Origin of the sequence: Mycolicibacterium arseniciresistens (assembly GCF_030519285.1) — a bacterium.
Classification (GTDB): Bacteria; Actinomycetota; Actinomycetes; order Mycobacteriales; family Mycobacteriaceae; genus Mycobacterium; species Mycobacterium arseniciresistens.
The window spans coordinates 1-456 of sequence record NZ_JAUMSQ010000586.1 but is presented as its reverse complement, the minus strand read 5'-3'; the positions used below and the strand labels follow the sequence as shown (position 1 = coordinate 456).

1 protein-coding gene is annotated in these 456 nt (G+C 76.1%); it reads left to right on the top strand.

From position 1 onward, the window contains the following. On the top strand, window positions 1-456 hold a 456-nt coding region (locus Q2100_RS31645), incomplete at both ends, for an HAD family hydrolase (protein WP_302917176.1).

Genomic DNA, 456 nt, shown 5'->3' with positions numbered 1-456 from the left:
GGCGCCGCCGCCGGAGCGGCGTTCACCGCCGCCGTGGCGGTGCTGATCATCGCGTGCCCGTGTGCGCTGGGGCTGGCGACGCCGACCGCGCTGCTGGTCGGCACGGGTCGCGGCGCCCAGCTGGGCATCCTGATCAAGGGCCCGCAGATCCTCGAATCGACGCGGCGGGTCGACACGGTGGTGTTGGACAAGACCGGCACCGTGACGACCGGCCGGATGGCGGTGGCCGCCGTGCACCCCGCCGACGGCGTGACGACCGCCGACCTGATGCGGCTCGTCGGCGCGGTGGAAGACGCATCGGAGCATCCGATCGCCCGGGCGGTGGCTGCGACGGCCGCCGAGGCGGGTCCGCTCCCGGCGGTGACGGAGTTCGAGAACCACGGCGGCAGCGGCGTCACCGGCGTCGTCGCGGGCCGGACGGTGGCCGTCGGGCGGTTGGGCTGGCTGGCCGCCGAC